Raw genomic sequence first — 25,072 nt, 5'->3', positions numbered from 1 at the left:
CATGCAACAGTTGCGATTGTCTGAAGCATCTGCACGGATGCTGACAGCGAAATGCAAAGGGGACGAAGAAACGGTATGTACAGGATTGGCAGTGGATTCTCGCCGTGTGCAGCAGGGCGACCTGTTCTTCTGCATATCAGGAACCGTCGATGATGGACACCGCTATGCGGAGCGTGCGGTGGCAGCGGGTGCGGCCGCCCTCGTGGTCGAGCGGGAGCTGGCTCTGCCGGTACCTCAGCTCATCGTGAAAAATGCGCGTCATGCACTCGCAGTCCTGTCTGATGCCTTCTATCAATCGCCCAGCAAAAAGTTGAACTTGATAGGTGTAACGGGAACGAACGGAAAGACGACCATCACTTATTTGATTGAAAAAATATTGACGGATGCGAAGCGCAAGACAGGCGTCATTGGCACGATTCAAATGCGCTACGCGAACCACGTGCTGCCGATGTCGGGCACGACACCTAACGCACTCGAGCTGCAGCATGCGCTCAGAAACATGGTCGATGAGGGCGTGGAGGCGGTTGCCATGGAGGTGTCCTCGCATGCACTCGTGCAAGGACGCGTCCAAGGCTGCCGTTTCCGCACGGCCGTATTCACGAACCTGACACAGGACCATTTGGACTATCACGAGACGATGGAAGCCTATCGCGATGCGAAGGGTCTCTTGTTCTCACGTCTAGGCAACTCGTTCGCGGATAAGGAAGAAGAGCGCTCCTATGCGGTCTTGAATGCAGACGATGCGGCTTCAGCGCATTTTGCCGAGCTGACTGTGGCGGAGACGATTACGTATGGGCTGTCAGAGCAGGCAGATGTCCGCGCGGAAGCGATTCGCATTACAGCGAAGGGAACGAGCTTCAAGGTGCATACGTTCCGGGGATCGGCCGACGTACAGCTGCGCATGGTTGGAACATTCAACGTATGCAACGCGCTTGCAGCGATTGCGGTCGGGCTTATCGAGGGTATCGAGCTGGAAGCAATCCGTGACAGCCTGCAGGAAGTGGCGGGCGTGGACGGACGCGTTGAGTCTGTCGAAGCGGGTCAGCCTTTCACTGTTATCGTAGATTATGCGCATTCGCCAGACGGACTGGAAAATGTGCTGCAGACGGTGAAGGAATTCGCGGAAGGCCGCGTCTTATGCGTGTTCGGCTGCGGCGGGGATCGGGACCGGACGAAGCGTCCGCTGATGGGGAAAATTGCGGCCCGTTATGCCGATTACTGCTTTGTTACCTCGGATAATCCGCGCACAGAGGATCCTGCCCTCATTTTGGTTGACATAGAGGCAGGCCTGAAAGAAATGAGCGTGGACTCAAGCCGCTATGAATGTATCGTAGATCGGCGTACAGCCATCGCTAAAGCTATTGAAATGGCAAGCCCGCACGATGTAGTATTGATTGCGGGGAAAGGCCACGAGACTTATCAAATCATCGGAAAAGAAACGTTTGACTTCGATGATCGCTTGGTGGCAAAAGAAGCGATAAGGGGAAAATTTCAGTGATAGAAACGACATTGCAAGAAGTAGCATCCCTATGCGGTGGAACCTTGCCGGTTCCTGCCTGCGGGGAGCACATCATCAAAGGGGTTAGCACCAATTCACGCAGCATCAGGCCCGGTGCCTTGTTCGTACCGCTCCGGGGCGAACGGTTCGACGGCCACATCTATGGGGAGCAAGCGCTCAAGGGCGGGGCTGCGGCTACTTTGTGGCAAGCCGATCAACCGAACCCGCCTGCGGCCGCTGTTATCGTAGATGATACGTATGCAGCGCTGCAGCGGCTCGCTTCCGCTTATCTATCCAAGCTGAACGCGAAGGTAGTTGCTGTGACAGGCAGCAATGGCAAGACGACAACGAAAGATTTAATCGCATCTGTCTTATCTGAGCGCTTCAAGGTACATAAGACGGATGGCAACTTTAACAACCATATTGGACTTCCGCTAACCGTACTGTCCATGCCGCAAGATACGGACATTGCCGTGCTTGAAATGGGCATGAGCGGCCGCCGTGAGATCGAGCTTCTCTCGAATATCGCCCAGCCGGATGCAGCTGTCATTACGAATATCGGTGAAGCGCATTTGCTGCAGCTCGGTTCACGTGAAGAAATTGCGCGCGCGAAACTAGAAATCTTAAGCGGACTGCAGGAGGACGGCGTGCTCATATGCCATGGCGACGAGCCGCTAATCGACCTCGTCCTGTCCGAACCGGAGACGAGGCATCCCGAACGGATGCATCTTTTGCGCTTTGGCACGAGCAGCCGCTGCAATATACGACCAGAACAGGTAACGATGCTTCATGACAGTACGCTATTCACCGTCGCTTTGCCAGATGGAAGTGGCATGACGTCTTATAAGCTTCCGTTGCTAGGACGGCATAATGTCATTAATGCGTTAGCCGCAATTGCGATCGGCCGTCATTTCGGACTTCATGAAGAGCAGATCGCGCACGGTTTAGCAGTGGCGCAAGTTAGCGGCATGCGCTTTGAGCGGACCGTCACGGCGGACGGCTGGACCATATTGAACGACGCTTATAACGCAAGTCCCACAGCTACGCTAGCCGCACTGTCCGTGCTGGCTGAGCTAAAGGGAGGCAAGCGGATTGCCATTCTGGGCGATATGCTGGAACTTGGGCCGCAGGAAGCACAGCTTCACTACGAGGTAGGCGCTTCGATCGCACCAGGCAGTATCGATCTTTTGCTCACATATGGGGCACTTGGGCAGGAAATCGCGAACGGCGCCCTGCAACATTTCCCTGCCGAGGCCGTTTATTCATTTGACGATAAGGAAGCGTTGAAGGCATGTCTCGTGAAGCATGCAGCCGCGGGCGATATCGTTCTCGTCAAAGCCTCGCGAGGAATGAAACTAGAAGAAGTTGTTAATGAATGGATAAATGTCGAGCATTAGTTGGTGTGGTAACGGGAGGTGTAGGGATTGGACTTCAAATTGATGTTAATGACAATCGGTGTATCTTTTATCCTAGCCGTCATATTGGGCCCGTTAACGATTCCGCTTCTGCGCAGGCTGAAGTTTGGTCAACAGGTGCGTGACGACGGTCCGAAAGCCCATTTGAAAAAAACGGGAACACCGACGATGGGCGGAATGATAATTTTACTAGCGTTTACGCTTGCATTTTTGAAATTTTCGGTTATGGATACCGACTTCTACGTATTGCTTATCGCTACGTTAGGCTTTGGGCTGGTCGGATTTCTTGACGACTATATAAAAATTGTCTTTCGCCGTTCTCTTGGCTTAACGGCAAGACAGAAGCTAATCGGTCAGTTGTTTTGCGCTGGACTTATTTGTTTTTTATTATGGCAATCAGGTCACAGCACGGTTATTTCCATTCCGGGCACTGCGCTTGGACTTGATTTCGGCTGGTTTTATTATCTGTTCATTATTTTAATGATGCTTGCCGTTAGCAACGCGGTGAATTTCACGGATGGGCTAGACGGCCTGTTGTCCGGAACAAGCGCCATCGCTTTCTCCGCGTTCGCGTTGATTGCGATGCAATCATCGGAAATATCTGCTGCGGTCAGTGCGGCGGCGATGGTAGGGGCTGTGCTCGGATTCCTCGTCTTCAATGCGCATCCGGCCAAAGTGTTCATGGGGGACACTGGTTCACTAGGAATCGGAGGAGCTATCGCGGCTATCGCCATCTTGACGAAGACGGAATTGCTCATTATCATCATCGGCGGGATATTCGTCATCGAGATGCTGTCCGTCATCATTCAGGTCGTGTCGTTCAAGACGCGCGGCAAACGTGTATTTAAAATGAGTCCGATTCATCATCATTTCGAGTTGTGCGGCTGGTCCGAATGGCGCGTTGTCATCACATTCTGGCTTGTCGGAATCGTGCTGGCTGGACTTGGATTATGGATCAACAAGGGGTTGTAACGGATGAACCATCCAGAATCATATCAGGGACAACGTGTCGTCGTGCTTGGCTTGGCCAAGAGCGGCGTACGCGTGGCAAAGGTATTTCATGACCGCGGTGCGCTAGTCACCGTAAATGATAAGAAGGAACGCCACATGTGCCCCGAAGCTTCAGAATTAGAAGCTTTGGGCATTTGTGTTGTATGCGGGCATCATCCCGATGAACTGATTGATGAACAGGTTGCTTTGGTCGTTAAGAATCCGGGAATCCCGTATTCTGCTCCGCCTGTAGCGAAGGCGACAGCGCTAGGCATCGAGATCGTCACCGAGGTCGAGGTCGCCTATCGTCTAAGTCCGGCGCCAATTGTCGGAATTACAGGGAGCAATGGTAAGACGACAACGACGACTTGGGTCGGCAACATGCTGGTTGCGGCAGGACTGAAGCCGGTGGTGGCCGGCAACATCGGAACGCCGCTCTGCCAAGCTGCAGAGGAGGTCGAAGAAGACGATATCCTCGTCGTGGAATTAAGCAGCTTTCAACTGAAAGGAACCGATCAGTTCCGTCCGCGAGTCGCCAGCTTGTTAAATGTGGCGGAAACGCATCTGGACTATCATGGAACGATGGAGGATTATGTGAACTCCAAAGCGCGCTTATTTGAAAATATGACAGAGCAAGATGTCGCCGTGCTGAATGCAGACGATGAAACATGCCGCTCGCTCGCCTCGCGGATTCAAGCCCGCAAATGGTGGGTATCTTCAAATAAGCGCGTCGATTGCGGCGTATTTGTCGATCCGCCGTTCACTGACGTGACGGAGAATGACGAATCCCGTCATCTGGTGTATGTCGACGAGCAGGGAATGTCACATCCAATCGTGCGGGTGCAGGAGATCGGCCTGCCAGGAAGATACAACGTCGACAACGCTCTGGCTGCATGTGCCATTGCGATTGCAGCGGGCGCTTCCCCTGACTCATTGGCCGAGCCTTTGCGAGCGTTCAACGGGGTTGAGCATCGTCTCGAATTCGTTCGCAATGACAATGGAGTCGTCTACTATAACAATTCCAAAGCGACGAACACGAAAGCGACACTGATGGCGCTCGAAGCGTTTGAAGGCAATATCGTGCTCATTGCGGGCGGGCTTGATCGCGGATTAGACTTTCACGAATTGATTCCCGTCATGCGCGAGCGTGTCAAAGCTGTCGTCACGATGGGACAGACGAGACAAGTTATGGAGCATGTTGCGGCAGAAGCGGGTTTATCCGACATCGCAGTCGTCGACAATATGGATAATGCAGCCGCTGCAATCAACGAGGCGGTCCAACTCGCGCAGCGTTATGCGGAGGCGGGCGATATCGTGCTGCTGTCTCCGGCATGTGCAAGTTGGGATATGTTCCCATCGTATGAGGAACGGGGAAGAATGTTTAAAGCGGCGGTGCATAGTCTGTAGTAGGGGGGTGTTCAAGCCCCTACATTGTCCAATGAGGTGTACCGCATGGTCAAAGCACGAACTGCGCCCGATTTGTGGCTCATCGTTTCAGTTCTATCGCTTCTAGCGATTGGTATTGTCATGGTATATAGCGCAGGCGCCGTGGTGGCGTATCACGATTACGGGGATTCTTTTTATTTTGTCAAACGACAATTGCTGTTTGCCGTTCTCGGTTTGGTTGCCATGTTCTTTACGATGAACACAGACTATCATGTGTGGAAACGATACGCTAAAATAGGACTTATCATCTGCTTTGCTCTGCTCGTCATCGTACTCATTCCCGGTATCGGCAATGTGCGGGGCGGAGCGCGAAGCTGGCTAGGCATCGGCTCCTTCGGTATTCAGCCGTCCGAGTTCATGAAGCTGGCCATGGTTATTTTTCTCGCCAAGATGCTGTCAGAGGAACAGTCGCGAATTACGCTGTTCACGCAAGGACTGCTGCCTCCGCTCGGTATTATGGGAGCGGCGTTCGCCATGATTATGCTGCAGCCGGATCTCGGAACGGGCACCGTCATGGTAGGCGCCTCCCTGCTCGTCATTTTTACTGCAGGAGCAAGAATCAAGCATCTGATGTCGCTCGCGCTCGTAGGCGTCGCCGGGTTCGTAGGACTTGTGCTTGCGGCCCCGTACCGCTTGCAGCGCATTACCGCTTTTCTCGATCCGTGGCAGGATCCGTTAGGCGCCGGTTATCAGGCAATTCAATCGCTATATGCGATTGGACCGGGAGGGCTCATCGGACTTGGTCTCGGAGCGAGCAGGCAGAAGTACAATTACGTTCCCGAGCCGCAGACAGACTTTATTTTTTCCATTTTGGCTGAAGAGCTTGGCTTTATTGGCGGCGTAGCCGTATTGCTGCTCTTCTTAATTCTGGTATGGCGCGGCATGAGAGCTGCTATGACCGCTCCCGATACGTTCGGCAGTCTGCTTGCCGCAGGCATCGTCGGCATTGTCGCGGTTCAGGTCATTATCAATATCGGCGTCGTCATCGGTTTAATGCCGGTCACGGGCATTACCCTGCCGTTAATCAGTTACGGCGGTTCTTCTCTGACCTTGATGCTAACCGCGCTTGGCATCCTGCTCAACATATCACGTTATGCGAGGTGAACGATATGCGCGTCGTGCTTAGCGGCGGCGGAACGGGCGGACATATTTATCCGGCTGTCGCCATCGCGCGGGAATGTGAAAAGAGATTTCCCGACTGCACTTTTTTATATATTGGAACAGAGAGAGGCTTGGAAAGCCGACTCGTACCGGAGGAAGGCCTTCCTTTTGCTACTATCGATATTACCGGCTTTCGGCGCAAGCTTTCCATTGATAATGTAAAGACCGTAATGCGGTTTATCCGCGGCGTTACGAAAGCGAAAGCGATGCTGAAGGAATTTAAGCCTGACGTCGTCATTGGCACCGGAGGCTATGTATGCGGCCCGGTTGTCTATGCCGCGTCTAAGCTCGGCATTCCAACCGTCGTCCATGAACAGAACGTCATCCCGGGGTTGACCAATTCATTTCTAAGCCGTTATGTTAATTCGGTTGCCGTCAGCTACGAGCAATCCACTTCCCACTTCAACAAGGCGAAGAACGTGGTGTACTGCGGCAATCCGCGCGCGACGGCTGTCGTCGAAGCGAATCGGGAGCGCGGCTTCGCGTCGCTTGGCTTGCCTATAGACAGCCGAATCGTGCTGGTCGTAGGAGGAAGCCGGGGGGCGCAAGCCATTAATAATGCGATGATCGGCATGGTGCCGATGCTCAAACAACTGCCTGGTGTTCATTTCGTATATGTGACCGGACAAAATTACTATGAATCAACCCGCAAATCGGTACTGCAAGCAAGCGAAGCCGTACGCAATCATTTGCATGTTCTTCCTTACATTGGCAATATGCCAGAAGTGTTGGCCGCTACCACGCTTGCTGTAAGCCGGGCAGGTGCGTCGTCGCTGGCGGAATTGACGGCACTCGGCATCCCGTCCATATTGATTCCGTCACCGAACGTGACGAACAACCATCAAGAAGCGAATGCGCGCTCCTTGCAAGAGGTCGGTGCCGCCGTCATGATAACGGAGAAACAGCTTACAACCGAAGCGTTGTTTGCTCAAATAAAGACTTTGATGACAGACGAGAAGAAACGCAGTCATATGTCTTCGTGTGCCAAGTCGGCTGGACAGCCGGATGCGGCGGCACGAGTCGTAACTGAACTCGAACGATTGACGGGCAAGTAGAGCTTGCCCGCTTTTTTTGCTTGATGACGATGTCATCGCGAGACACATTGTGGAATGATGCATTGTTCCTTCAGCGTGGGCTACTGTCACACAACGTGTCACACTGACATAAGATACTCTATACATCGTGACAGTCTCCCTACACCGCTGCTTTGAACGAACGACAGCATGATTTCAATGTATGTGACAGTTGGAGAGGTAAAGGAGGTTCATCATATGCTGCAGCAATTTATTTCCCGATACACCGAACAGAACTTAGGAAAATACAAATGTAATGAGCCGCTTGCGCCGTATACAACGTGGAAAATCGGAGGTCCGGCGGATGTGCTCGTCGAACCGGCCGGTAAGGAGCAATTGATTCAAACTGTCAAGCTTCTGCATGACTTGCAAGTGCCATGGATGACGGTTGGCCGCGGCTCGAATATGCTTATATCCGATAAAGGAGTGCGCGGAGTTGTCATTCATACAGGATCGGCACTTGATTATGTCCGTCAGGAAGAACACTTGATTCATGCTGGAGCAGGTTATTCGTTTATTAAATTGTCGGTAACCTCGAGCAATTTGGGCCTGGCAGGGCTCGAATATGCAGGAGGCATTCCTGGAACGGTCGGCGGGGCCGTATACATGAATGCGGGGGCACATGGGTCTGACGTGTCACGAATATTAGATTCTGCTGAGATTGTACTGGACACAGGGGAATTGGTGCGTTACGGTGCGGAAGAGATGCAGTTTGCTTACCGCCATTCTGTGCTGCATGAGAAACGGGGCATCGTATTGGAGGCGACGTTCCGGCTCACGCCCGGAGATCGACAAGAACTCAAAGCCTTGAATGCATCGTATAAGGATCGCCGGCGGCGTACGCAACCGCTGACATCGGCATGCGCAGGCAGCGTATTCCGCAATCCCCCGGGAGATTATTCTGCCCGGCTCATTGAAGAAGCGGGGTTGAAGGGATTGCGCATCGGCGGGGCCGAAGTTTCCACGCAACACGCCAATTTCATTGTAAACACCGGGCAAGCAACAGCGTCAGACGTGCTCACCCTGATGGAGCGTATCCAACTAACGATAAAGGACCGTTATGGTGTCGAGTTGGTGCCGGAAGTGTTGGTGGTGGGTGAGCGGTAATCTCGGAGGTGATACATTGGACAAATTGGTGATTGAGGGTGGAAAGCCTCTATCAGGAACCATTCGTATCCATGGAGCGAAAAATGCCGCTTTACCGATTTTAGCAGCCGCGATCCTGGCCGACGGTACCGTGAAGCTCGATAATGTCCCGCAATTACTCGATATTGAAGTAATGCTGAACATTTTGCGCCGACTAGGTTGCCGAGCCGTTCAGGACGGCTATACGGTCACTATGGATTCTGCAGGTGCTCACTCGGCCCACGTGCCGGAAGATTTGATGCGCCAGATGCGCTCCTCTATCTTCTTAATGGGGCCGCTGCTTGCGCGTTTTAAAGAGGTTCATATTTATCAGCCTGGCGGTTGTGCCATTGGCGAACGCAAGATTGATTTGCATTTGCGCGGGCTGCAAGCGCTTGGTGCCGAATTAGAGCAATGCGGCAATCGCATTACATGCCGCGCGGAGCAATTGGAAGGCGCCGAAATTCATTTGGATTTTCCTAGCGTGGGCGCTACCGAAAATATTATGATGGCGGCGGTTCTAGCTAAAGGAACGACGGTAATTACGAATACTGCGCGGGAGCCAGAAATTGTTGATTTGCAGCGGTTCCTTAACCGAATGGGCGCTAATATTACCGGTGCGGGCTCGGATACGATAATCGTGACCGGGGTGAAGCAGCTCCGCGGGTGTCAATACGAGATCATACCTGATCGCATCGTCGCGGGCACGCTAATGATTGCGGCCGCGGCGACACGCGGTGCGGTGACGCTCACCAACGCCCATGCAGAACATTTAACGGCATTAATTCATATCCTGCGCAGGGCTGGTGTTCAGATTGCTACGAGTGATGGTATAATTAATGTGACCAGCATCGGGAGGCCGAAAGCGGTGGAGCGAACCGTTACATCGCCGTATCCGGCGTTCCCTACGGATTTACAGTCTCAGCTGATGGTCCTTCTATCGCTTGCTGATGGCGTCAGCGTCATGAAAGAGACCGTATTCGAAGGTCGCTTCAGGCATGTGGATGAACTGTCCCGCATGGGGGCGGATATTCGCGTAGACTTGAGCTCTGCTTTTGTCAGAGGTGTTCAGTCGCTGTATGGCGCTACGGTGGAAGCAACGGATTTGCGTGCCGGAGCCGCGCTCGTCATCGCGGGATTGGCGGCACAAGGGCGCACAATCTTGGAGCAGGTGCATCACATCGACCGGGGCTACGATCGCATCGAGCATATATTCAGCCGGCTGGGTGCAAAGATTGATCGCTATACCCCAGTTCCGAAGTTGGATTTTGCAAATGGATAAACGGCAATCATGCAATCATCGGGTCCCCTCCTAATACGGAGGGGATTGCGAGTATTTGCACTACTGTATATATTAGTATAAGAGAGGTTATTCAAAAGGCCTCATTTGATCACGAAGTATCCGAAGATGCGATTCGGCATCGAATCTTGCATTCACTCTCGAAGAGCTTATGCTTACGATGAAGTTTTCCTGCGAAAACTTGTACTTCTCTTCTCGGTACCGAAAGTGGTCTTGCTGAACACGCATTATTATATGTTTACTGTTGATGAAGAAGGGGATGAACCCATTGCAAGTAAGAACGATTCCCCCGCTGCCAGACAAGCCGCAGAAGAAGAAGCGGAAAGCAACAAAACTGATTTGGCTTTTATTTGTCTTATTTATCGTCCTGCTCGGAGTGTTGTTCTTCCGTTCGCCCATCAGCAAAATATCACAAGTGCGCTGGATTGGAGAGCATTTCGTAACGCAAGCGAATCTAACCGAGACGAGCGGCCTGAGGCCGGGAGAGCCCTTCTTTGGGACAAGCAGTTCAACCGTTGCCGAACGCATTCAAGCCAAGTATCCGTTTGTGAAATCAGTGCAGGTCGACAAGCAATTTCCTGGTTTAGTTGAAGTGCATGTTCATGAATATGCTGCAGTTGCCTATGAATTGACTGCTGACGGAATGATGCAAGCATGTCTTGAGAACGGTTCGGTCGTCAAGCTTGACGAACAGCTGAAGACGGTACTCGAGAAGCCAATGCTTACACAGTGGGATGGACAACAAGAGATGAAGTCCAAGCTGAGCAAAGAGTTGGCTAACATACCGAAAGGGCTTCTGGCCGATATTTCCGAGATTCGCTTCTTTCCGTCGTCCTCTTACCCGGATCGCATTAAGCTGTATACCCGTTCAGGATTCGAGGTTGTAACGAGCGTCACTTTTTTGCATGATAAGATTGCCTACTTGAGCGGAGTCGTGGAGACGCAGGAACCAGGCCGCATCACGATGTTGAAGGCCGATTCGTACATCCCATATTCCAGCCTGCCTGCTTCCGAAGAAGATGTCGAGTTAGATTCAGAGGGCGAAGATGCAACTGGTATAGGCAAAGATAGAGATAGTCAAGAAGCAAATGATATCGATACTGAGAGGCTAACAGAGTCTGATGCCGATAAAGACAGTCAAGATGAGTAAAATCTGGAGAAAGAAAAAAACTCTACTCAATAAACGGAAAAAATGCTAGAATAAAGCTTATGGTATTTCCCGCGATCTCCTTCTTTTTTCTTTAAGTTTTTATGTAAAGAAAAGCCCACTTCATTTATAGCGTCTTTTACATATGGAAGGACTTATCACTAAAAAATTTGTAGAAAAAAGAGGGAATGACTAAACTTTGTTGAATACATACAAAGTGTCCGGGGATACAAACATACCAATTGACTTGGAAGTGGGAGGTGCCACGGGTTGAGCAGCAATGACATCATTGTGAGTTTGGACATCGGTACATCCAAAGTGCGTGCTATCATCGGAGAAATTAACAACGGAACGCTGCAAATCATCGGCGTTGGATCTGCTGACTCAGAAGGTATTCGCAAAGGTGCGATTGTAGATATTGATCAGACCGTCCAATCAATTCGCAATGCTATTGAGCATGCGGAGCGAATGGTCGGCATTGAAATTACGGAAGTATACGTAGGCATATCGGGCAATCATATCGGCTTGCAATCGAGCCATGGAGTTGTCGCGGTCTCGAACGAAGACCGTGAAATCGGCGAAGAGGATATTGAGCGTGTGCTCAAAGCGGCAGAAGTTATCGCTTTGCCTCCAGAACGCGAGATTATCGACGTGGTCGCAAAGCAATACGTTGTTGACGGATTGGAAGATATTCACGATCCGCGCGGCATGATTGGAGTACGTCTGGAAGTCGATGCAACGATTATCACGGGTGCGAAGACCGCAATACATAATTTACTAAGATGTGTGGAGAAAGCGGGCTTGCATGTCAAAGATTTAGTGCTGATGTCACTGGCCGGCGGACAGCTGGCTTTATCCAAAGACGAAAAAACGATGGGATCGGTGCTTGTAGATGTAGGCGCCGGAGCGACGACGATTGCGATCTTCCGCGACGGGACGCTTACAGCCACAACAACTTTGCCTATCGGCGGTGACTTCGTCACGAACGATATTGCTTACGGTTTGCGCACGATGTCAGACCATGCGGAGAAAGTGAAGCTGAAATACGGCTGCGCTTGGATTGACGATGCAGTGGAAGACCAAGTCTTCAAAGTAACCCGTATCGGCAGTAACGTAGAAAAAGAGTTTAATCAAGTATTTTTGGCCAACATCATTGAACCGCGCGTACAGGAAATATTCCATCTTGTCAAAAATGAAGTGAAGCGTCTAGGTTTCACGGAATTGCCTGGTGGGTACATTCTATCCGGCGGCACTGTATCGATGCCAGGGGTATTGCATGCGGCGCAAGCCGAGTTGCAAACGTCCGTACGCATTGCCGTGCCTGACTTTATCGGAGTGCGCGATCCGGGATTTGTCAGTGGTGTTGGGGTATTGCATCATGTGTTGCGCTCCGTTCGTCCACGCAGTGCGGGTGGCACTAAGAAAGCGACAGCACGGAAGCCAACTCCAGTTGAATCATCGAACAAGCCGGGCTTAATTGAACGGTTGAAAAATATGTTTAGTGAATTCATCTAGAGGTTGTTCAAAAAGCGTTCTTTTTGAACACGGATCTTTAATAAAAAGTTGACTTCATGCCATCCATGCACAATGAAGGGGAGATGGAGAACTGATGTTGGAATTTGAATTTGAGATGGAACAATTAGCCCAAATTAAAGTTATCGGCGTCGGCGGCGGCGGCAGTAACGCGGTTAACCGCATGATAGATAACGGTGTCCAGGGCGTTGAATTTATTACGGTAAATACAGATGCGCAGGCGCTGCATTTTGCAAAGTCCGAGCATAAGCTGCAGATTGGGGATAAGCTGACTCGAGGCTTGGGCGCTGGAGCGAATCCGGATGTAGGGAAGAAAGCTGCTGAGGAATCACGCGAGTTAATAAGCAATACGTTGAAAGGCGCCGATATGGTATTCGTTACAGCCGGAATGGGCGGCGGAACAGGTACCGGCGCAGCACCGGTTATTGCCGAAATCGCCAAAGAATGCGGCGCTTTAACTGTCGGCGTTGTCACTCGTCCGTTTACATTCGAAGGTCGTAAACGCTTTACACAATCAGAGATGGGGATTGAATCTCTGAAAGAGAAAGTCGATACGCTTATCGTCATTCCAAATGACCGTTTGCTAGAGATTGTAGACAAGAAGACACCGATGCTGGAAGCTTTCCGTGCGGCGGATAACGTGCTTCATCAGGCTGTGCAGGGCATTTCCGATTTAATTGCGGTACCAGGTCTTATTAACTTGGACTTTGCCGACGTGAAGACGATTATGACTGAACGCGGATCTGCGCTGATGGGTATCGGTGTTGCCAATGGCGAGAGTCGCGCAGCGGAAGCGGCACGCAAGGCAATTATGAGCCCGCTTCTCGAGACGTCTATCGATGGAGCGCGCGGTGTTATTATGAACATTACGGGCGGTTCGAATCTTTCTTTGTATGAAGTCAATGAAGCAGCCGAGATTGTAACAGCAGCTTCTGATCCAGAAGTGAATATGATTTTCGGTGCAATCATTGATGAGAATATGAAGGATGATATTAAGGTTACGGTCATCGCAACTGGATTTGAGCATAAGCCTGCGCCTGCCATTCCAGGGCGTCGTCCGCCGTCTGCTGCGAGCGGCAACGAAGGCAATGATTCACGTTCTGACTCTGCTCTTCGTCCATTCGGAAATCAGCCGGCAGGAGATCAGTTGGATATTCCAACATTTTTGCGCAATCGGCCTCGTAATACCAACAACGATTAATGTAACGATCAAGCGATTGATAAAGCGTTTGCCTACTACAGGCAAACGCTTTTGTCGTTCCTCATCCATGAAAGCTATCATCTGGTAACCCTCGACAAAAAAAGTGTCTTTCCTCGCCCACCTTTAGACAGACTTCGGATAAGGGTCTCTTTATACTAATTAATAACTTCCCAATAGTTGGCGGCTTATGAAGGGGGGAAGCACATTGACCGTCATCTATGCTGATCTTATATTTGGTCTGAACATCATTTTGGATTGGACCTTGCTCCGCACGACAGCTTGGATGCGAGGGTTCTCCTTCTCAAAATGGAAGGTTGCTGCGGCGACGGGTGTGGGGACGGCTTATGCTGCTGTGTTATTCATACCGTCGTATCCGATTCTTTATACGTATGTGGGAAAAATACTTTTTTCTATAGTTATGCTGCTCATCGCATTTGGATTTCGCAACATCGGTTTTTTTGTTAAAACGTTCGCGACTTTTTATTTCTCAGCATTTGTATTGGCCGGCGGTGCCATCGGCTTGCAATATTTATTTCAAGATGCTAGAGGATGGTCGCTCTTTCGCGAGGCCCGCGAAATGTGGAAGAGCGGCGGTGCAGATCTGCAAATGGGTGCAGGCTTCTTAGTCGTGGCGTTGCTGGCTTCCTACGCTTTATTTCGTACGGTGTGGAAGCAAGGCAAACGTCAGCAGCAAGTGGCAAGACAATTGGTTCAGGTGGATATTCAAATTGGTGAAATTAAGCGCAGCTGCACAGGTCTGGTGGATACGGGAAATCATTTGAATGATCCATTGAGCGGTGCGCCAGTCATTATTACGGAGTCATGCCTATGGGAGGGAGCCTTGCCCGGAGAATGGCTCGCACGGCTGAAGCAGGAGCAGCCGCTCGATATGCTGCAATCAATAGGCGATTCGGATGGGAAATGTCCGTTTGATGAGTCCAGGCTGCGCATCATCCCTTATCGTGGAGTAAACCAAGGGATGCAGTGGATGATTGGATTAAAGCCGGACTTCATTCAAGTAACTTCCGATACCGAAAAGTACGTCTGTACAAAAGTTATTATTGGGCTGGACGGAGGAACGTTATCCCACGAAGGTGCATTTCAGGCGATTATCCATCCCGGTGTGATGGAATCCGCAGCAGCAGCATCCTTTTCGCTACATTCGGAGACTCCAGAAGCGGCTACGCGCGCTTCCTAACATATCGAATCGAGCCTGACATTGCTTCGAATGTTTTATCATCATCGTTACATAGGACGTGCTGCAGTCTATATTGCCCTTTCATCACAACGTTTATAGGAGGATTGGCGATGCGGTTGAAATGGAAACTAATGATGCAACTCTATTATTATAGGCTGTTGTTCTGGGTCGGACTAAAGCGCGACGAAATCTATTATATCGGCGGAAGCGAGGCGCTTCCGCCGCCTCTGACGCGAGAAGAGGAAGAATATTTACTTTCCAAGCTATCTTCGGGAGAAGCGGCGATACGGGCGATGCTTATCGAGCGCAACTTGCGGCTCGTCGTGTACATTGCAAGAAAGTTCGAGAACACGGGCATTCATATCGAAGACTTGGTATCTATCGGCGCTATCGGGTTGATTAAGGCGGTCAATACGTTCGATCCGGAGAAAAAGATTAAGCTGGCCACGTATGCATCACGCTGTATCGAGAATGAGATTTTAATGTATTTGCGCCGCAACAGCAAGACGAGAACGGAAGTATCCTTTGATGAACCGCTCAATATCGACTGGGACGGGAACGAGCTGTTGTTGTCCGACGTGCTGGGCACAGAAAATGATACGATTTACAAAAATATTGAAGAGCAGGTGGATCGCAAGCTGCTCCACAAAGCGCTCGATAAGCTGAGTGAAAGAGAACGCATGATCATGGAGCTTCGATTCGGTCTGGCGGATGGGGAAGAGAAGACGCAGAAGGACGTTGCTGATTTGTTGGGTATTTCCCAGTCTTACATCTCCCGTCTGGAGAAGCGGATTATTAAGCGTTTACGCAAAGAATTTAATAAAATGGTGTAGCCTGAAAATCTCCATGAGCACCGCTGTTTTTTGCCATCTTGTGTCGGAATGCGAATGGGATGCAGGAATAAAAATGATCCCCGGGGAGATAATGTACATTAATGTTTCTCCCTGGGAGGTAGTCACGAATGACCCGAAACAAAGTCGAAATTTGCGGTGTCGATACATCGAAGTTACCCGTGCTCACTAACGCCGAAATGAGAGAATTGTTCGTGTCTCTGCAGGAACGAAACGACCGTTCGGCTCGAGAAAAGTTAGTCAACGGTAACTTGCGCCTTGTCCTTAGCGTCATCCAACGCTTTAATAATCGCGGAGAGTTTGTTGATGATTTATTTCAAGTCGGCTGCATCGGATTGATGAAAGCCATCGACAACTTTGACCTAGGGCAGAACGTCAAATTCTCAACCTACGCGGTCCCGATGATTATAGGTGAAATCCGCCGGTATTTGCGGGACAACAACCCGATCCGGGTGTCTCGCAGCTTACGGGATATCGCGTACAAGGCGTTGCAAGTTCGTGATTCCTTGACGAATCAGAATTCTCGGGAGCCGACGATCAATGAAATCTCAGAGGCTTTAAACGTTCCCAAGGAAGACGTCGTATTTGCGCTTGACGCCATTCAAGACCCCGTCTCGCTGTTTGAACCGATTTATCACGATGGCGGCGATCCAATCTATGTGATGGATCAAATAAGCGACGATAAGAACAAAGACGTGTCTTGGATCGAAGAGATTGTGCTTCGAGAGGCGATGCGTAAATTGAATGAGCGCGAGAAGATGATTTTATCAATGCGTTTTTTTGAAGGAAAGACTCAGATGGAGGTTGCGGATGAGATTGGAATATCGCAAGCTCAAGTATCACGACTTGAGAAATCCGCTATTAATCAAATGCAGAAGCATGTTCGAACTTAACCCTTCATGTTAAGTTATGCTTACAGCCGACCGCTTAGAAGCGTCGGCTTTTTTAACGTTTAAGGACTCCTTGGGCGTAGGGGGCGAGAAAAATGTGTCGCATCCAATTCACTCCTCGGAAATGTTAATCCCGGGAAAAGGACATTTTGCCCGAAGGATACATATACTTAAGGTATATAAGTGCGCATTCAAAAGAGGACTTTATGAACAACCTCTGTAAAGTAAGGTCAAATCCAATGTGTCGTGGTGAATACTTATGAAAATATCCGATTTCCAAACGAAGGATGTCATTAATATTGTAGACGGGAAAAAGCTAGGGCAAGTTAGCGATGTAGAACTCGATTTGAAGCAGGGCCGCATCGATTCCATTGTCGTGCCCAATTACAGCAAGTTTCTTGGCATGTTCGGTGGAGGCACGGAGCTGGTTATCCCATGGCGCAATATCGTCAAAATTGGGGCCGACGTTGTGCTTGTCAAAATGGAAGAGACAAAGACGATACGAACCGAGGAGTATGAGGACACGTCGTTTCAGCACAAAGCATAGGCTTACAAGGGCTGTTTATGGTACACTGTACGTTGAGGTGAACATTGATGGAACCTTTTGTGCTTCAGCGAAAGAAACATGATGACGGGCCTGAGCTGCTTGAACTAAAAGGCTGGACGGATGCATATCCGGCATTGACTGCCGGCTTCACGACACGAAGTGGAGGGGTCAGCGAAGGTGACTGCGGTACATTAAACTGCGCGCTCCATGTTCAAGACGATGAAAAGCATGTAATAATGAATCGTCTGCGTGTCGCTGAGGCCAGCGGTATGCCGTTCGATGCGTGGACATGCGCGGAACAGGTGCATGGCAACCGCGTGCATACCGTAACGTCGGACGAACGCGGCAGAGGGAGATTGAATCGGGATGATGCGATTCAAAATGCGGATGCCCTGGTTACTGATGTAACAGGGGTTATGCTGACATCGTTCTATGCCGATTGTGTCCCGCTCTTGTTCCTTGATCCAGTGCAGCATGTTGTCGGACTTGCTCACGCAGGGTGGAAAGGGACGGTAAGCAAAATCGGACCGGCGACGATACATACGATGATGGCGAATTACCAATGTCAACTTGAACACATTCGTGTAGCGATAGGTCCATCCATCGGACCTTGCTGTTATGAGGTGGACGAGCGCGTGCTGTCAGAGGTAAATAGCGTGTTAACGGCTTATCCGGAGGCGATGGCGCATGCGGACACGATCATTCGTCCCACGACGCCGGGACATGCCATGCTGGATTTGCGAGAACTGAATCGACAATTGTTGAACCAAGCAGGAATTTTGACAACAAATATCGAATGTACTAGTTTGTGTACCGGTTGCCATACTGATATGTTCTTCTCCCATCGCATGGAAGGGGGAGCAACCGGACGTATGATGAGTTGGATTGGTTGGAGGATGACATGATGACGCTGCAGCAGCGAATACAAGCTGTAGAACAACGCATACAAGCCGCATGCGATCGCAGTGGCCGCGAGCGAGACGAAGTTCAAGTGATAGCTGTAACGAAGTATGTCTCGCTTGAAGCTACAGGAGAGGCGATTCACGCTGGCTTGCCACATATCGGCGAGAATCGTTGGCAGGATGCGGAAGCGAAATGGAAAGCTTTCGGCGCGGAAGCAACGTGGCATTTTATCGGATCATTGCAAAGCAACAAAGCGAAGGACGTTGTGGGAAAGTTCACCTACGTCCATTCCTTGGACCGCTTTTCTCTGGCACAGGCCATCGAGAAGCGCGCTGCTTCACTGGAAGAACGCGTGCGCTGCTTAATACAGGTAAATATCTCTGGTGAAGATACGAAGCAAGGATTGCCTCCAGAGCAGGTGTCATCGTTCCTGGAACAATTGCGTGCGTTTCCTCATCTCGAGCCGGTCGGATTAATGACAATGGCCCCTTACGAACTGCAACCGGAAGAGACGAGACCCGTCTTTCGTGGCTTAAGGCTGCTGCGTGATGAACTGGAGGCGACAATGCCCGAATCGTTACCGCATTTATCTATGGGAATGTCCAATGATTTCGAGATTGCCATCGAAGAAGGAGCAACATGGGTTCGGCTTGGTTCCATCCTGGTAGGGAAGGAAGGGGAAGCATAATGGGTGTAATGAACCGTTTTATGAATTTTCTCGGACTGCAAGAAGAAGAAGAGATCATCGAACGTGAAAAGGTGGCGGACGCCGAAGAGCACGAGCTGGAAGCACCGGTATTCGACCAACGCAAGTCTTCATCGAAGGGAGCCAACATTGTGAGCATCCATTCACAAAAAGCGGCTAAAGTGGTGCTCTATGAGCCCCGGTCTTACGATGAAGCGCAAGAGATCGCTGATCATCTGCGTTCACGGCGCTCGGTCGTTGTTAATTTGCAGCGTGTGCGCAACGACCAAGCCTTGCGCATTATCGACTTCTTAAGCGGAACCGTATACGCCTTGAGCGGAAATATATCGAAGATTGGCGGAAATATATTTATTTGTACGCCGGAGCATATTGAAATTCAAGGTTCGATCACTGAGATGTTCGCAGAAGAGTTTGACTACAATCAAATGAGGTGACCTGAATTTGGAAATCCAGGTGTTAACGTACTTGGGCTATTTATATCAGATATACAGATGGCTCATTATTATTTATATTTTGATGTCTTGGGTGCCTAACGTACGCGAAAGCTTCGTGGGTGAAATAATAGGTAAGATCGTCGAACCTTATTTAGCCCCGTTCCGGCGCATTATTCCGCCGATTGGCGGTATGCTTGACATCTCCCCGATCGTAGCTTTGTTTACGCTCCACTTCGTTTACATGGGCTTATTTGCGGTCGTTCAATATATTTTTTAATGAATAAGGAAGAATATATTGCAGATGTATTCTTGCCTTATTTCTCTCACAGCTACGGCATGTCCTTGGACAGGGAGGGCATGTCAGCTAAGCTGGAGCAGAGCTTGTAAAGGGCGGCGAATAGCAATGACAGGCAACGAAAGTGTATACGCTCACTTCCATCCCGATGAACGCGCGTTTGTCGATCGTGCATGGGAGTGGGTGACGCGCGCTGCGCAAGAACATGAAGTACGGCGCACTGATTTTATGGATCCGCGGCAAGCCTTCATCGTAGCTACGCTTGTCAATCGTCAACCAGACGTACAGCTTCGGCTTGACGGCGGGTATGAACAGGCCGAGCGCAAGCGGGCGCTAATCGCCCCCGATTATGTCTATGTCGAAGGAGAAGAGATGGGGATATCCGTCATGGAGATCATATCCTCTGATCGGAAATGGGACGAGCTCGAACATGGCGATTTTTTGGGTGCAGTGCTTGGTTTAGGAATAAAGCGGGACAAAATAGGTGACATTCACATCAGTGAGGACCGTTGCCATGTGCTAATAACCGAGGAGATAGCGTCTTTTCTCGATACGCACCTTCGTCAAGTGCATCGGGTCAATGTGTTTACGGAAGTGCTGCCGCTTTCCGACTTGCGCACCACTAATGTGGAACTGAATGTGATGCAGCTCAGTGTCGCGTCGCTTCGTCTGGATGGCATCGCAAGCGATGTATTCAGACTGAGCCGCACGAAGATTGTTGCTCCCATTAAAGCGGGGCGCTGCAAGGTTAATTGGAAAGTAGAAGAGAATCCGTCCGCTCAACTTGGAGTAGGCGATGTTGTGTCGCTGCAGGGCTTTGGACGCTTCAAGGTCATCGACATGGAAGGGATGACGAAGAAAGGCCGCATGCGGATTACGGTGGGGACGTATGCCCGTTAGGAACATTTGGGAACGGGAGTATGCAGGATTTCTGCATGAATTTGTCGAAAAAAAGGATACGCTCTAGGGTTCGTAATTTTGAGGAGGTGCACATCATGCCATTGACACCACTGGACATACATAACAAAGAATTTGGCCGCAAGCTGCGCGGTTACGATGAGGACGAGGTTAACGAATTTCTAGACCAAATCATTAAAGATTATGAGGCGGCTATCCGCGAGAACAAGGAAATGCAGAGCCATGCCGCAGGCTTGCAGGATAAGCTCAATCACTTTGCGAACTTGGAAGAAACGTTAAGCAAGACGATCATTGTGGCCCAAGAAGCAGCTGACGAAGTGAAGAGCAATGCAAAGAAAGAAGCGCAGCTCATCATTAAAGAAGCGGAGAAAAATGCGGACCGCATCGTTAACGATGCGCTGACGAGATCCCGTAAAATTGCAATGGAAGTGGAAGAGCTGAAGAAGCAAGCTTCCATTTACCGCGCCCGCTTCCGTACGCTGGTGGAGGCGCAGCTGGAGCTTCTCAGTCAAGATGGTTGGGAAGCGCTTGAACGTGCCGAAGTAAAAGAATTGTATTAATCCTCCTCAAGTCGTGTTTGACATTTGTGCCAAAACGCGCTATAACTATGTATTATTCGATAAGTAACCTTTCGGGCAAGTTCTGAATCAGCGCCACGATGTCGATGATTCAGTCTGACCGCAACATAACAACAATTCAATGACGGGAACGCGCCGTCACGCACCTTGTTCTCCAGAGAGTCGGAGATGCTGTGAACCGATGAACAAGCCGTGAGTGGACATCATCCCGGAGAAGTTAGGCTGAACCTTAGAAGCCGTTGCGTATGCACACGTTCTAACCTGAAGCTTAACCGGAACCCTACCGTTATCGAGGGCGTGTATATATACAATACACGATCAGAGTGCCGTGCAATGAGTGAGGGACAACTCACTTCGATGGGCGGAACAAGGGTGGTAACGCGAGATAACCTCGTCCCTTTATTGGGATGGGGTTTTTTTTATTGCAAACTGATTACGGTATGGAGAAAGGAAGAGATATCATGAGAAAAGTAGATGTCAAAGAACGCGCCCGGGAGCGGGAACTTCGCGTATTAGCAAAATGGAACCAAGAGCATACGTTTGAAAAATCAATTGAACAGCGGGAAGGTAAACCGAACTTCGTATTCTATGAAGGACCGCCAACGGCGAATGGTGCACCTCATATCGGTCATGTGCTTGGACGCGTAATGAAAGACTTCATTTGCCGCTATAAGACGATGGCGGGCTACCGCGTCGTGCGCAAGGCTGGCTGGGATACGCACGGTCTGCCTGTCGAGCTTGGCGTGGAGAAGCAATTGGGTATCTCTGGAAAGCAGGAAATCGAGAACTATGGCGTGGAAGCGTTCGTCAAGAAATGTAAGAACAGCGTCTTCGAATATGAGAAGCAGTGGCGCGAGCTGACTGAAGCGATCGGCTACTGGACGAATCTTGACGATCCATATATTACGCTTGATAACAAGTACATTGAGAGCGTATGGCACATTTTGTCCACGATTCATAACAAAGGGCTTTTGTACCGCGGCCATCGTGTCAGCCCGTACTGCCCATGCTGCCAGACGACTCTGAGCTCGCACGAAGTGGCGCAAGGGTATGAAACGGTCAAGGATCTGTCCGCGACCGTAAAGTTCAAATTGCATGATACCGGTGAATATGTGTTGGCATGGACGACTACGCCTTGGACACTGCCTGCGCACGCAGCGCTGGCGATGAACTCGGATATGGACTATGTGCGCGTTCAACAAGACGATGCTGTCTATATTGTTGCGAAGAACTTGGCCGAGGACGTGATGAATGGATCATACACCGTTCTGTCGGAGCATAAAGGTTCCGAATTCATCGGCAAAACATATGACGCGCCGTTTACGTTCATCAAACCGGAAAAAGGCCATCTCATCGTATCCGCAGGCTTCGTAACAGATTCAAGCGGTACGGGGATCGTTCATATGGCTCCTGCTCACGGGGAAGATGACTATAAGAGCTGCCGCGAGAACGGGATTAGCTTCGTCAGTGTTGTCGACACGCAAGGCCGCTACACGGACGAAGTGAGCGACTTCGCGGGCCGGTTCGTGAAAGATTGCGATATCGACATCGTGAAGACGTTGTCCGAGCGAGGAACGTTGTACAGCAAAGAAAAATACGAGCACAGCTATCCATTCTGCTGGCGCTGCAAGACACCGCTTCTCTATTATGCGACCGAATCATGGTTCATCAAGACGACAGCGGTTAAAGATCAATTAATCGAAAATAACAATAAAGTGGACTGGTATCCGTCCCATATTCGCGAAGGACGCTTCGGCAACTTCTTGGAAGACCTCGTCGATTGGAACATCAGCCGCAATCGCTATTGGGGAACGCCGCTTAACGTGTGGGTGTGCAACTCCTGCAAAGGCGAGTATGCGCCGCACAGCCACCAAGATTTGCGTGAACGTGCGACTGTGCCGATTGCGCCAGACTTGGAGCTCCATAAGCCTTATGTAGACGAAGTGAAGCTCAACTGTCCGCATTGCGATCACGGCGAGATGGAACGCACTTCGGAAGTCATTGATGTCTGGTTCGACAGCGGCTCGATGCCGTTTGCGCAGCATCATTATCCATTCGGCGACGAGAAGAGCTTCAATGAGCTATATCCAGCAGATATGATTTGTGAAGGAATCGACCAAACTCGCGGCTGGTTCTTCAGCTTGCTGGCTGTCTCGACATTGTACAATGGCAAAGCGCCGTATAAAGCGGTCATTGCAACCGGGCATATTTTGGATGAGAACGGGCAAAAAATGTCTAAATCCAAAGGCAACGTTATCGATCCTTGGGAAATCATCAACGAGTATGGCACCGATGCCTTCCGCTGGGCGTTGTTATCTGATAGCGCGCCATGGAACTCGAAGCGATTCTCCAAGCAGATTGTAGCCGAGGCGAAGTCTAAAGTAATCGATACGCTCGTAAATACACATGCTTTTTATGCGTTGTATGCGACCATCGATCAGTATGATCCGAAGGCGTATGAGGATCGTCCGTCCGCTAACAAGCTGGATCGGTGGATTCTGTCCCGCTTGCACACGTTAATGGCAACGGTAATCAAGGGGCTGCAAGCGAACGATTTCTTAAATCCGGCGAAGGCGATCGAAGGATACGTAGATGAGCTGAGCAACTGGTACATCCGTCGCTCCCGCGACCGCTTCTGGGGCAGCGAGATGACGGAAGACAAACTGTCGGCATACCAGACGCTTCGCACGGTGCTGGTAACTCTTGCGAAGCTGATTGCGCCATACGCTCCGATGGTGGCTGAAGATATGTACACGAATCTGGGCGGCGAATGCCAAAGCGTTCATTTAGCCGAATATCCGCAAGCAAATGAAGCTATGGTAGATGCGGAGCTTGAGCGTGACATGGAGACAGCGCGTCAAATCGTTGAGCTTGCCCGCAACGTCCGTAACGAAACGAGCATTAAGACACGCCAACCGCTGTCTGAGCTCATTATTTCCATGGATCGACAGTTCGATCTGGCTGGCTATGACGAGGTTATTAAGGACGAAATCAATGTGAAAGATATTCGCGTTGAGACAAGCGACAATGGCTTTGTTGATTTCGCCTTGAAGCTGAACTTGAAAGTAGCGGGGAAAAAGTACGGGAAGAACGTCGGGCCGCTGCAAGCCAGCTTGAAAGCAATGACAGCGGAAGACACGCGTCAAATCGTCGAACAAGGTGAATGGAGCTTCACTAGTGCCGATGGCGAGACATTAATCATTACTCGTGATGAGCTGCTCATTGAGAAGCAGGCGAAGTCGGGCTTCGCATCCGCATCTGGCTATCAAATGACGGTCGCGCTCAACACAGACATCACGCCAGAGCTCGAACAAGAAGGCTGGGTGCGTGAAGTCGTCCGCGGTATTCAAGATACGCGTAAAAAGCTTGATTTGCCAATTGAGAAACGCGTTGATATCGTATTGGATGTGGATGACGAATTGAAAGCGGCCATTCAAGCGTTCGAATCGACGCTGCGTGACAATGTTCTTGTTGCTTCCTTATCCTTTGGTACGGACGATATGATGGAGACGATCGATTTGGGACAGAAGACAATCCGCGTGCATATTGCTTAAAGAACACGTTTAAAAAGAGGACTTTTTAAACAATCTCTTAAATCGATTGGTGGGCACGGGAATGAGCATCACTTCCAAGGGAACACTAAGATGGATACCGCTTGTAGCGTAGAAATATGAGAGGAGAGCGTTGACCTTGCAGGGAATTTATCCAGCATCAGGTCGCGCTCTTTTTACCATTAAGGAAAGTTTAAGTTCTATGAAACAAAATCAAACATCCCTTATGGTGATAAAACCTATACGTGGTCGCTTATCTTGGAATGGCCTCGATAGAGGGTTTTCTTTTCTCACCGTTTGGCCTTAGTGAGG

General features: G+C 50.3%; 22 protein-coding genes and 1 other annotated feature. All 22 genes read left to right on the top strand.

Annotated features, from left to right (window positions below; genetic code table 11):
- Nucleotide 1 precedes the first annotated feature (1 nt).
- Nucleotides 2–1,498: a UDP-N-acetylmuramoyl-L-alanyl-D-glutamate--2,6-diaminopimelate ligase gene (locus A372_RS0109700; RefSeq protein ID WP_019420646.1), complete on the top strand. Its 1,497-nt coding sequence runs from the start codon at nucleotides 2–4 to the stop codon at nucleotides 1,496–1,498.
- Nucleotides 1,495–2,895: a UDP-N-acetylmuramoyl-tripeptide--D-alanyl-D-alanine ligase gene (locus tag A372_RS0109695; RefSeq protein WP_019420645.1), complete on the top strand. Its 1,401-nt coding sequence runs from the start codon at nucleotides 1,495–1,497 to the stop codon at nucleotides 2,893–2,895. Before A372_RS0109700 ends, A372_RS0109695 begins: the two co-directional genes overlap by 4 nt.
- Before the next feature lie 27 nt (nucleotides 2,896–2,922).
- Nucleotides 2,923–3,885: a phospho-N-acetylmuramoyl-pentapeptide-transferase gene (mraY, locus tag A372_RS0109690; RefSeq protein WP_019420644.1), complete on the top strand. Its 963-nt coding sequence runs from the start codon at nucleotides 2,923–2,925 to the stop codon at nucleotides 3,883–3,885.
- 3 nt (nucleotides 3,886–3,888) lie between these two features.
- Nucleotides 3,889–5,310 (top strand): UDP-N-acetylmuramoyl-L-alanine--D-glutamate ligase, encoded by a 1,422-nt coding sequence (gene murD / locus A372_RS0109685; protein ID WP_019420643.1) that lies wholly within the window; start codon nucleotides 3,889–3,891, stop codon nucleotides 5,308–5,310.
- 45 nt (nucleotides 5,311–5,355) lie between these two features.
- Nucleotides 5,356–6,453 carry a stage V sporulation protein E gene (gene spoVE / locus A372_RS0109680; protein WP_019420642.1) on the top strand — a complete coding sequence of 366 codons (1,098 nt, stop codon included), beginning with the start codon at nucleotides 5,356–5,358 and terminating at the stop codon, nucleotides 6,451–6,453.
- A 5-nt stretch (nucleotides 6,454–6,458) separates the two neighbouring features.
- Nucleotides 6,459–7,565, top strand: a complete 1,107-nt coding sequence (gene murG / locus A372_RS0109675; RefSeq protein WP_019420641.1) for an undecaprenyldiphospho-muramoylpentapeptide beta-N-acetylglucosaminyltransferase — start codon at nucleotides 6,459–6,461, stop codon at nucleotides 7,563–7,565.
- Nucleotides 7,566–7,781: 216 nt separating this feature from the next.
- Nucleotides 7,782–8,690 (top strand): UDP-N-acetylmuramate dehydrogenase, encoded by a 909-nt coding sequence (murB, locus tag A372_RS0109670; protein WP_019420640.1) that lies wholly within the window; start codon nucleotides 7,782–7,784, stop codon nucleotides 8,688–8,690.
- Between the two features lie 16 nt (nucleotides 8,691–8,706).
- Nucleotides 8,707–9,990: a UDP-N-acetylglucosamine 1-carboxyvinyltransferase gene (gene murA, locus A372_RS0109665; protein ID WP_019420639.1), complete on the top strand. Its 1,284-nt coding sequence runs from the start codon at nucleotides 8,707–8,709 to the stop codon at nucleotides 9,988–9,990.
- 286 nt (nucleotides 9,991–10,276) lie between these two features.
- Complete coding sequence (locus A372_RS0109660) at nucleotides 10,277–11,158, top strand: cell division protein FtsQ/DivIB (RefSeq protein ID WP_019420638.1); 882 nt, start codon at nucleotides 10,277–10,279, stop codon at nucleotides 11,156–11,158.
- A gap of 267 nt (nucleotides 11,159–11,425) precedes the next feature.
- Nucleotides 11,426–12,670, top strand: coding sequence for a cell division protein FtsA (gene ftsA / locus A372_RS0109655; RefSeq protein WP_019420637.1), 1,245 nt, complete (start codon nucleotides 11,426–11,428; stop codon nucleotides 12,668–12,670).
- 94 nt (nucleotides 12,671–12,764) lie between these two features.
- Nucleotides 12,765–13,889: a cell division protein FtsZ gene (gene ftsZ / locus A372_RS0109650; RefSeq protein ID WP_019420636.1), complete on the top strand. Its 1,125-nt coding sequence runs from the start codon at nucleotides 12,765–12,767 to the stop codon at nucleotides 13,887–13,889.
- A gap of 205 nt (nucleotides 13,890–14,094) precedes the next feature.
- Complete coding sequence (spoIIGA, locus tag A372_RS0109645) at nucleotides 14,095–15,087, top strand: sigma-E processing peptidase SpoIIGA (RefSeq protein WP_019420635.1); 993 nt, start codon at nucleotides 14,095–14,097, stop codon at nucleotides 15,085–15,087.
- A 110-nt stretch (nucleotides 15,088–15,197) separates the two neighbouring features.
- Nucleotides 15,198–15,920: an RNA polymerase sporulation sigma factor SigE gene (sigE, locus tag A372_RS0109640; protein ID WP_019420634.1), complete on the top strand. Its 723-nt coding sequence runs from the start codon at nucleotides 15,198–15,200 to the stop codon at nucleotides 15,918–15,920.
- 128 nt (nucleotides 15,921–16,048) lie between these two features.
- Nucleotides 16,049–16,831, top strand: coding sequence for an RNA polymerase sporulation sigma factor SigG (gene sigG, locus A372_RS0109635; protein WP_019420633.1), 783 nt, complete (start codon nucleotides 16,049–16,051; stop codon nucleotides 16,829–16,831).
- Nucleotides 16,832–17,087: 256 nt separating this feature from the next.
- Complete coding sequence (locus A372_RS0109630; protein WP_019420632.1) at nucleotides 17,088–17,375, top strand: YlmC/YmxH family sporulation protein; 288 nt, start codon at nucleotides 17,088–17,090, stop codon at nucleotides 17,373–17,375.
- A gap of 47 nt (nucleotides 17,376–17,422) precedes the next feature.
- Complete coding sequence (gene pgeF, locus A372_RS0109625) at nucleotides 17,423–18,280, top strand: peptidoglycan editing factor PgeF (protein ID WP_019420631.1); 858 nt, start codon at nucleotides 17,423–17,425, stop codon at nucleotides 18,278–18,280.
- The gene (locus tag A372_RS0109620; RefSeq protein ID WP_019420630.1) at nucleotides 18,280–18,966 is read left to right on the top strand and encodes a YggS family pyridoxal phosphate-dependent enzyme; all 687 of its coding nucleotides are present in this window, start codon (nucleotides 18,280–18,282) and stop codon (nucleotides 18,964–18,966) included. The genes pgeF and A372_RS0109620 overlap by 1 nt, the downstream gene beginning before the upstream one ends.
- Nucleotides 18,966–19,418, top strand: a complete 453-nt coding sequence (locus tag A372_RS0109615; RefSeq protein ID WP_019420629.1) for a cell division protein SepF — start codon at nucleotides 18,966–18,968, stop codon at nucleotides 19,416–19,418. Before A372_RS0109620 ends, A372_RS0109615 begins: the two co-directional genes overlap by 1 nt.
- 7 nt (nucleotides 19,419–19,425) lie before the next feature.
- The gene (locus tag A372_RS0109610) at nucleotides 19,426–19,695 is read left to right on the top strand and encodes a YggT family protein (RefSeq protein ID WP_019420628.1); all 270 of its coding nucleotides are present in this window, start codon (nucleotides 19,426–19,428) and stop codon (nucleotides 19,693–19,695) included.
- A gap of 126 nt (nucleotides 19,696–19,821) precedes the next feature.
- A complete protein-coding gene (locus A372_RS0109605; RefSeq protein ID WP_019420627.1) occupies nucleotides 19,822–20,613 on the top strand; it encodes a YlmH family RNA-binding protein in 792 nt (263 codons plus the stop codon).
- 95 nt (nucleotides 20,614–20,708) lie between these two features.
- Nucleotides 20,709–21,191: a DivIVA domain-containing protein gene (locus A372_RS0109600; RefSeq protein WP_019420626.1), complete on the top strand. Its 483-nt coding sequence runs from the start codon at nucleotides 20,709–20,711 to the stop codon at nucleotides 21,189–21,191.
- A 130-nt stretch (nucleotides 21,192–21,321) separates the two neighbouring features.
- Nucleotides 21,322–21,611 (top strand) — a binding site (T-box leader).
- A 59-nt stretch (nucleotides 21,612–21,670) separates the two neighbouring features.
- Complete coding sequence (gene ileS, locus A372_RS0109595) at nucleotides 21,671–24,763, top strand: isoleucine--tRNA ligase (RefSeq protein ID WP_019420625.1); 3,093 nt, start codon at nucleotides 21,671–21,673, stop codon at nucleotides 24,761–24,763.
- Nucleotides 24,764–25,072 lie beyond the last annotated feature (309 nt).

This window comes from Paenibacillus sp. OSY-SE (genome assembly GCF_000283315.1).
Classification (GTDB): Bacteria; Bacillota; Bacilli; order Paenibacillales; family Paenibacillaceae; genus Paenibacillus_B; species Paenibacillus_B profundus.
Note: the sequence above shows the minus strand (reverse complement) of the source record. Positions and strands in the feature narration are given on the sequence as shown.

Excerpts from the sequence above, each read along its gene's own strand:
- ftsZ (WP_019420636.1), top strand. The coding sequence starts at position 12,765 with ATGTTGGAATTTGAATTTGAGATGGAACAATTAGCCCAAATTAAAGTT.
- A372_RS0109605 (WP_019420627.1), top strand. The coding sequence starts at position 19,822 with ATGACAGGCAACGAAAGTGTATACGCTCACTTCCATCCCGATGAACGC.
- murG (WP_019420641.1), top strand. The coding sequence starts at position 6,459 with ATGCGCGTCGTGCTTAGCGGCGGCGGAACGGGCGGACATATTTATCCG.
- spoVE (WP_019420642.1), top strand. The coding sequence starts at position 5,356 with ATGGTCAAAGCACGAACTGCGCCCGATTTGTGGCTCATCGTTTCAGTT.
- A372_RS0109700 (WP_019420646.1), top strand. The coding sequence starts at position 2 with ATGCAACAGTTGCGATTGTCTGAAGCATCTGCACGGATGCTGACAGCG.
- sigG (WP_019420633.1), top strand. The coding sequence starts at position 16,049 with ATGACCCGAAACAAAGTCGAAATTTGCGGTGTCGATACATCGAAGTTA.
- ileS (WP_019420625.1), top strand. The coding sequence starts at position 21,671 with ATGAGAAAAGTAGATGTCAAAGAACGCGCCCGGGAGCGGGAACTTCGC.
- pgeF (WP_019420631.1), top strand. The coding sequence starts at position 17,423 with ATGGAACCTTTTGTGCTTCAGCGAAAGAAACATGATGACGGGCCTGAG.
- sigE (WP_019420634.1), top strand. The coding sequence starts at position 15,198 with ATGCGGTTGAAATGGAAACTAATGATGCAACTCTATTATTATAGGCTG.
- A372_RS0109600 (WP_019420626.1), top strand. The coding sequence starts at position 20,709 with ATGCCATTGACACCACTGGACATACATAACAAAGAATTTGGCCGCAAG.
- A372_RS0109620 (WP_019420630.1), top strand. The coding sequence starts at position 18,280 with ATGACGCTGCAGCAGCGAATACAAGCTGTAGAACAACGCATACAAGCC.
- murB (WP_019420640.1), top strand. The coding sequence starts at position 7,782 with ATGCTGCAGCAATTTATTTCCCGATACACCGAACAGAACTTAGGAAAA.
- A372_RS0109615 (WP_019420629.1), top strand. The coding sequence starts at position 18,966 with ATGGGTGTAATGAACCGTTTTATGAATTTTCTCGGACTGCAAGAAGAA.
- murD (WP_019420643.1), top strand. The coding sequence starts at position 3,889 with ATGAACCATCCAGAATCATATCAGGGACAACGTGTCGTCGTGCTTGGC.
- A372_RS0109630 (WP_019420632.1), top strand. The coding sequence starts at position 17,088 with ATGAAAATATCCGATTTCCAAACGAAGGATGTCATTAATATTGTAGAC.